This is a genomic window from Jannaschia seosinensis, assembly GCF_001408515.1.
GTDB classification, from domain to species: Bacteria; Pseudomonadota; Alphaproteobacteria; order Rhodobacterales; family Rhodobacteraceae; genus Jannaschia; species Jannaschia seosinensis.
The window spans coordinates 1-7,543 of the sequence record NZ_CYPR01000067.1 but is presented as its reverse complement, the minus strand read 5'-3'; the positions used below and the strand labels follow the sequence as shown (position 1 = coordinate 7,543).

Annotated in this window: 3 protein-coding genes and 3 pseudogenes; all 6 read right to left on the bottom strand. The window is 62.0% G+C overall.

Going from position 1 to position 7,543, the window contains the following annotated elements; translation table 11 throughout:
- Positions 1–228: 228 nt before the first annotated feature.
- Positions 229–933: an IS6 family transposase gene (locus JSE7799_RS06075; RefSeq protein ID WP_055662829.1), complete on the bottom strand. Its 705-nt coding sequence runs from the start codon at positions 931–933 to the stop codon at positions 229–231.
- Positions 934–1,115: 182 nt separating this feature from the next.
- The gene (locus JSE7799_RS06070) at positions 1,116–2,150 is read right to left on the bottom strand and encodes an IS4 family transposase (RefSeq protein WP_245624814.1); all 1,035 of its coding nucleotides are present in this window, start codon (positions 2,148–2,150) and stop codon (positions 1,116–1,118) included.
- A 91-nt stretch (positions 2,151–2,241) separates the two neighbouring features.
- Positions 2,242–3,448: pseudogene (locus tag JSE7799_RS06065) on the bottom strand (IS256 family transposase); the annotation flags it as partial.
- A 295-nt stretch (positions 3,449–3,743) separates the two neighbouring features.
- Positions 3,744–5,086: pseudogene (locus tag JSE7799_RS06060) on the bottom strand (IS1380 family transposase).
- A 106-nt stretch (positions 5,087–5,192) separates the two neighbouring features.
- Positions 5,193–5,636: pseudogene (locus JSE7799_RS06055) on the bottom strand (ATP-binding protein); the annotation flags it as partial.
- A 163-nt stretch (positions 5,637–5,799) separates the two neighbouring features.
- Positions 5,800–7,323: an IS21 family transposase gene (istA, locus tag JSE7799_RS06050; RefSeq protein ID WP_055662830.1), complete on the bottom strand. Its 1,524-nt coding sequence runs from the start codon at positions 7,321–7,323 to the stop codon at positions 5,800–5,802.
- Between the last annotated feature and the right edge of the window lie 220 nt (positions 7,324–7,543).

Here is a 7,543-nt window from a genome sequence, read left to right as displayed (position 1 = left end):
CGGGAACGATCATGGTGGCCCAGCCGCACTAATATTTCCCGTTTCAGCCGGCTCTATCCTGCACCGAACAAGAGCGACCTTCCTCATCGGCCCGTGTGGGATGCGATAGGCACCTTGACCACTTTCAACCAGTTGTAAGTTTTGTCATCCGAACAGGGTCCAAAGCCCTCTGATAGGTGCTGGCAGACTAATTCGAACCAGTCTCAGGAAGGGCAGGGGGCCTGACTATTATCCTGCGCAAAGACCGCGCCACTCGGCGAGAGCGGCGGTGCGGTTGGTCTTGAAGATGTCTCGGCTGGAGAGGCTGCGTTCCTGGTTGAAGTGGTTCGAGACGGAGGCGTGGACGGCGGCGAACTTCTGCAGACTTCGCATCCGCCGGAAGCGCTGCATGGCCCTCTCGCGTCGTCGGAACGGCAGGTGCAAATTCTCCGCGCGGTTGTTCAGCCACCGACCGGTCTCCTGCCGGTCCGTCATGCCGAGGTCCTTCAGAGCCGCGCCGTAGGAGCGAAGCTTGTCCGTCACGAGGGTCTCCGCTCGGCCGTGCTTCTTCATTGCTTTTCTGAGGAATTTCAGCGCAGCCTTCTTGTCCCGCGTCTTCGTGACGAAGCTTTCCAGCACTTCGCCCTCATGATCGACCGCCCGCCAGAGGTAGTGCTGCTCGCCGTTGATCTTCACGAACATCTCGTCGAGGTGCCAGCGCCAGCGGCTCGATTTCATACCCTCGATGCGTCGCTTCCGGATCTCGCCCGCGAACATCGGACCGAAGCGCTGCCACCAGAAGCGCACCGTCTCGTGGCTGACGTCGACGCCGCGCTCGTGCAGCAGATCTTCGACGTTCCGCAGCGACAGCGGGAAGCGGACATACATCATCACCGCCAGGCGAATGATCTCGGAGCTGGTCTTGAAGTACTTGAAGGGGCTGCGCTTGGTCATGCGGGGAGCCTAGCCAGCCGCCTGCTCCGCCTCAAGCGAAGTTCTTCTGACAAGGCCCATCCAAGGGATTGAGTTCCGCGACGGCCTCCGCCACCTTCAAACTGCCGCCTGATCACGCGTCACCAACTTTCGCGCATACCTCCTTGGTCATGCGGGGAGCCTAGCCAGCCGCCTGCTCCGCCTCAAGCGAAGTTCTTCTGACAAGGCCATCGTCGGACCTCATCGAAGCCGGTCCGGAACCAGGATTTCGAGCAGTATCCGTGCTTCTTCCGGGCGGGGTATTTGTGTCCCATGAGCTGGGCTGCAGCACGGCAGATGAGGGCGATGGCAATAGCGGTTATGGCGATGAGCAGAGACAACTTGGACGCGAGCGTCAGGCGGGTGTCCTCCAGGTTCAGCCCCCGCGTCTTGCTGTCGGCGAACAGGCACTCGATGAGCCAGCGCTTCTTGTACTGCCGCAGGATGTGCGCGCCAGTGGCTGGATAGGGCGAAGCCACCACGAGAAGCTCGCCGCCCTTGATACGGCGCGCACCGAAGTGGAGCTCGAGGTCAGGGTGACTCGCTCTGCCAGGCAGGACGGCCGTGAAGCCCCGCACACCCCTGCACCGTGACAGCAGGGAGCGCAGGTTCAGCTCGCGGCCGTTGGTACGGACTATCTGGCCCTCCTTCATGCGGATCGCGAAGGGGATCTCCTGCTCGACGAGAAAAGTGAACCATTCCTGACCGATGAACTCACGATCCGCCAGCAGCATCCGAACGGTTGAGGCGTCGAAATACGCGAGATACCGCTTCATCAGCGCGATGCGCTGAGCGGTCGTGCTGTTGCCGGAATGCGGGAGCATGGTCCACATCAGCGGGACGCGGAACTTGACCGTGATGACGGCCAACACGAGGACGTTAACGTCGGTCTTGCCGATCTTCCAGTTGGTGCGGTCGAGACAGAGATGCCAAGGGCGAGGATTGCCGAGCAGCGAGATCACGATGCCCACGCTCCAATCCTCGGGCAGGCACACATGTTGGAAGAAGCGTTGCAGACGGCGATAGGTCGATGCAACCATGGCGCGACTTGGCCGCTCGCTCGCGATATGCGTCAGGTTCACCGTTCGGGCGCTGATCATGCCAAGCAGGATCATGCAGAGCGTCTCGAGCCGTGACTTGCCCAACGGCACATGCGGAGTTAGCGTTTTCTGGAGATCGGCGAGAGCACGGATATTCAAGGGACCGTTCCTTTGGCGAGGTCGAGTCCACCAGAAGAATCTCTCTTGCCGGTCTCGGCCACCCCAAAAACGGCTGTGTCGTGTAGTCTGGAATGACGTCGGGCAGACGGTTTGGCCCGTTGATCTTCCGCCACTTCTTCTTGGCTGACTTCATGAGTCGGAAGACCATGGCGAGGGCGGTCTTGCGGTTCAGGCAGCCCTTGGTTTTGCGGGTCCGGTTCCTGACCGTGGCGAAGACACTCTCGATCGGGTTCGTGGTCCGAATGTGCTTCCAGTGCTCGGCCGGGAAGTCGTAGAAGGCCAGCAGCTCGTCACGGTCTTTCACCAGCTTGGCCACAGCCTTCTCGTACTTCGCGCCGTAGATTTCGACGAAGAGATCGAAGGCGGCATTCGCCTCCTTCTTCGTCTCGGCCATCCAGATGTCTTGCAGATCGGCCTTGACCCTTTCATGCATGGATTTGGGGGTCGCGCCCAGCACATTGGCGGTCTTGTGAACCCAACATCTCTGCTCGCGCGTGTCGGGGAAGACATCCCGCAGGGCCGTCCAGAACCCGAGCGCACCATCGCCTGTGGCCAGTTCCGGGGGCACAGTCAGGCCGCGCTTCTTCAGCCCTTTCAGCAGGTCGCACCAGCTGTCCGGCATTCTCACGGAACCCGTCTGTGATGGCGAGAATGTCCTTCTCGCCGTATTCGTCGGCGCCAATAATCACCAACATACATTGGCGATCGCCGTCCAGGCGTGGCGTGAAGTAGACCCCATCCGCCCAGATGTAGACGTAGCGCTTGCCCGTGAGATCGCGCTTGCGCCAGGCCTCGTACTCCTCCCACCACGCGGCCTTCAGACGCGTGATGGTCGAGGACGACAGCCCCTCGGCATCAGGTCCGAGGAGCGCCGCCAGTGCCTCGCTGAAGTCGCCCGTCGAGATGCCCTTCAGGTACAGCCAAGGTAGCAACTCCTCGACCGACTTCGCCTTGCGCAAATACGGTGGTACCAGCGCCGAGCGGAACTTGATCTTGCTCCCATCTTCATTGCGGCCGCGATCGCGCACGCGCGGGACCTGCACAGGAATGGTCCCGATCCCGGTCATCATCTCGCGCTCGGGCAGAAAACCATGGCGCACAAGACGCTGGCGGCCCTCCTCGTCCAGAAGATGCGCATGCTCGGCGAGGAAGGCGGATACCTCCGCCTGAACCGCCGTTCGCAGAAGCTCCTTGGCCCCAGCNTGGATTACCTCGGTCAACGGATCCGCAGAAAATTCCGATGGCAGTTCGAACGGGACAACGGTAGATTTGGCTATGGTGGCATATCCTTTCTCTTTTGAGACTGACGGCGCGTGAACACCGCCATGATATGCCGCCTACTTCAGGCCATCACCAACTTTCGGGCATAACTCGCCTCGGGCGGCGCGCTGCTGTTCCACCTTCTTAGCCCGCATAATTCATGAAGCTGCGGACTTGTGCTCCGTGGGATGGTTTCCCCGGTCTCGGTTTTCTTGCGCGCACCCGGTGTTTGCGTCCGGTTGGCAGGCCGGCCGGTGACTTGGGTCTTGGGTGGTGTGGATTGATGTTTCGGGGTTTGTCGGGGCGCTTGCGTCAGGCTGTTTTCGGTGGGGCGAGGGCGTCGAAGAGAAGGAGGAGAAGTCCCTTTCGGGGACACGATGCCGGCAGGGTCACGATGATCCGGGTCTTCTTTTCGACGATGGTGGCGGCCAGTTTGACGAGATGCAGCCGCAGCGTGTCGAACTGGGCGCGGCGCCATGGTGAACGTTTTGGGCAAGCCGCGCGAAGCTTCCACCAGACCCAGTAGGCGCAGCCGTGCAGCATCAGACGCATCTGATTGGCGTTGGCTTTCGAGCACGACGTCCGGTCTGCTGCGAGGTGGGCCTTCCACGCCTTGATGTGGTTCTCGGCCTGGCCGCGGGCGGAGTAGATCTTCTCGTAAGATGCTTACCGCGACCGCCCTCGAGGTTGGTGACGATGTAGCGGGTGTCCCGACCCATGGGACCAACCTCGACGCGGGCGATGACGCGGCGGGGTTTCGACCACGACCGAGCCGCGTAGGAGAAGGTTTTGAACCGGCGCAGCTTCTGACCCGGCGTCCGGACGTAGCGCGCCGCCGTCGATGCCTCCAGAGCCGAGATGTTCCGCGCCAGACGGCCGTTCTTTGACAAACCAAAGATATAGCGCAGCCCGAGCCTGTCACACAGGTCCAGAACCTGCGGGGTGCAGTAGTGGCTGTCGGCTCGCAGCAGGATTTCTGTCTCGGGCCAATGCCTGGCAATCTGCCGGATCAACCGGCGGATGTGGGCCGCGCTCTCGGCCTCATTGGGGCGGCGGGCCGGGCGCAGCAGTGTCCCCACGAGCCGGCCCTCACCGTCGAAGACGACGATCGGCTGGAAGCCGAACTCGTCGTAGAACGCATTGAACAGGCGCAGCTGCTGGTGGCCATGCACCGCGTCAAAGGTATCATCGATATCGAGCACGATCCGGCTTGGGGGGCGCGCAAACGAGTGGCAGTAGAACCGGATCATCTCGTGGCCCATGCGGATAAGGGCGCGGGCGTCTGGCAGGTTTTCCATGCGCGAGATCGTTGGCTGCGAACACAAGGTCGGCCCTGTTTCCGGGCCACGCTCCAGCGCGATCCTGAAGCTGGGATCGTGCCGAAGGGCGGTCGCGTCATTGCCGTCTTCATATCCCGCCGCGATCATCATGATCCGGAACCGGATGATGTCGCACAGGCTATGCTGAACTTTCGCCGGGTCACGCGGATCGTGCAGGCAATCTGCGAGCCGCTGCGCCAGACCCGCCCTGCGCTCAATCTCGCGCAGCAGGGTCAGGCCGGCGTCGGAGCTCATGTCGGCGCCGTCAAACCCGAGCAGGACCGGCTTACCGTTAAGGCGTGACAGGCGGGGCGTGGAGCACGTAGACTGGGTCATGGCGGAGGTCGTCCTGCTGAAATCTGAATCTTTGGCGTCGATAACCAAAAAATGCAGAGTTTCAGACGGTTACGCAACCTCCGCCGCCTTCTCGTGAATTATCCGGGCTAAGAAGATGGAACAGCAGCGCACCGCCGGAAGCGCTGAACGGCAGGTATCCCAGCTCGTCGAGGATCACCAATTCGGTCTTCACCAGCGCCTCGGCGATCTTGCCGGCCTTTCCCTGTGCCTTTTCCTGTTCCAGCGCATTTACCAGCTCGACGGTCGAGAAGAAGCGCACGCGTTTGCGGTGATGCTCGATGGCCTGGACGCCGAGGGCGGTCGCGACATGACTTTTCCCCGTGCCGCGTCCGCCGATCAGCACGACATTCTCGGCCGCATCCATGAACTCGCACCGATGGAGTTGACGCACGAGGGCTTCGTTGATCTCGCTGGCGGCGAAGTCGAAGCCGAACAGGTCCTTGTAGGCCGGGAAGCGCGCGGCCTTCATGTGATAGGAGATGGAGCGCACCTCGCGTTCAGCCATTTCAGCCTTGAGCAACTGCGACAGCATCGGCATCCAATCGTCGGGAAAACAGTCCCCCGGACTGTTTTCTGATCCTCCTCATACCTCGAACGCTGGGGCACCTTGTTCCATGAGGTCATGCACCGCCTGCGCCATGCCCGGCATCTTCAGGCTGCGCAGCATGATGACGATGGCGGCTCCGGCGGGATCATGACGCATGACGTGTTCCTCCCCGCAGTCCGTCGTAGCGTGCGACATTGGCCTCAGGTTCCTTCGTCAGAACGAGACTTGAAGGGGGCGTCACATCGAGCCGGTCGGTCGGTGTGCCATCCACCAGCCTGTGGAGCAGGTTCAGCACATGGGTCTTGGTCGGCACGCCCGCCTCCAGCGCCATTTCCACGGCGCACAGCACCGCCTGTTCATCGTGATGCAGGACCAGCGACAGGATCTCGACCATCTCGCGATCGCCGCCGGGCTTGCGCAGCATCTGATCCTGCAACTGGCGGAATGCCTCCGGCATCTCGACAAACGGGGCGCCGTTACGAAGCGCGCCCGGCTTGCGCTGAACCACGGCGAGGTAAAGGCGCCAGTCATAGATGACGCGGCCAGGTTGCCGGTGCGACCGTTCAATGATGCGCTGGTGCTCGCAGACCACGTGCCCCTCGGCCACGATCACCAGCCGTTCGGGGTAAACATGCAGGCTGACGGGGCGGTTCGCAAAACTGGCAGGGACAGAGTAGCGATTGCGCTCGAAGGTGATCAGGCAGGTGGGCGATACCCGCTTGCTGTGTTCGACAAAGCCATCGAAGGCCGTGGGCAACGGCATCAGCGCAGGCTTCTCGACCTCCCAGATGTCGGCAATGCTGCCGGTCAGGCTGCCATGCGCGGTCTCGGTCCACAGCGCCTTGCAGCGCTCTTCCAGCCACACATTCAACGCATCAAGATCCGGAAAGGCCGGCATCACCTGCCAGAGCCGGTGGCGCGCATCGCGGACGTTCTTCTCGACCTGGCCTTTCTCCCAGCCCGCCGCCGGGTTGCAGAAGTCGGGCTCGAACACATAGTGGCTGGTCATAGCCGTGAACCGCGCATTCACATCGCGCTTCTTGCCCACGCCCACGCGATCCACAGCCGTGCGCATGTTGTCGTAGATCCCGCGGCCAGGCACGCCCTCAAAGACCCGGAACGCATGCCAGTGCGCGTCGAACAGCATCTCATGCGTCTGCAACAAATAGGCCCTGACCAGGAACGCGCGGCTGTGCGACAGCTTGATGTGGGCCACCTGCAACTTCATGCGATCGCCGCCGACAGAGGCCCAGTCCTCGCTCCAGTCGAACTGGAACGCCTCGCCCGGCTGGAACACCAACGGCACGAATGTCCCGCGATCGGTCGTCTGCTGCGCGCGTTGCCGGTCTCCTTTCCAAGTCCGCACGAAGGCTGCGACACGCTCATACGAGCCGTCATAGCCAAGCTTAACCAGATCAGCGTGCATCTGCTTGGCGGTGCGCCGGTCCTTGCGCGACTTGCGCTGCTCCGTCACCAGCCAGCCTGTCAGCTTCTCGGCATATGGGTCCAGCTTGCTCGGCCGCGCCGGTGTCTGGAACCGGGGCTCAACGATCCCCGCCCGCAGATACTTCTTGATGGTGTTGCGAGACAGCCCGGTCCGCCGCGCGATCTCGCGGATGGGCATCTTGTCCCGTAACGCCCAACGTCGAATGACGCTCAAAAATCCCATGTCGATCACTCCAATAACCCCCGACAAATCCCGTCAGGGGCAAGATTCCACATGGGTCAGTTCTCAGTGACAATTTAGACTGCTGCNGGGTCAGTTCTCAGTGACAGCCAACACCCGGTGCTCGAGCGCCTCACCCGGAGGCCCTACCGCGAGGTCGCCTTCCGACGAAAGGTGCGCGAGGCCTAGGGGTATCGCTGCGCGATGTCCGGGCTGATGCTGC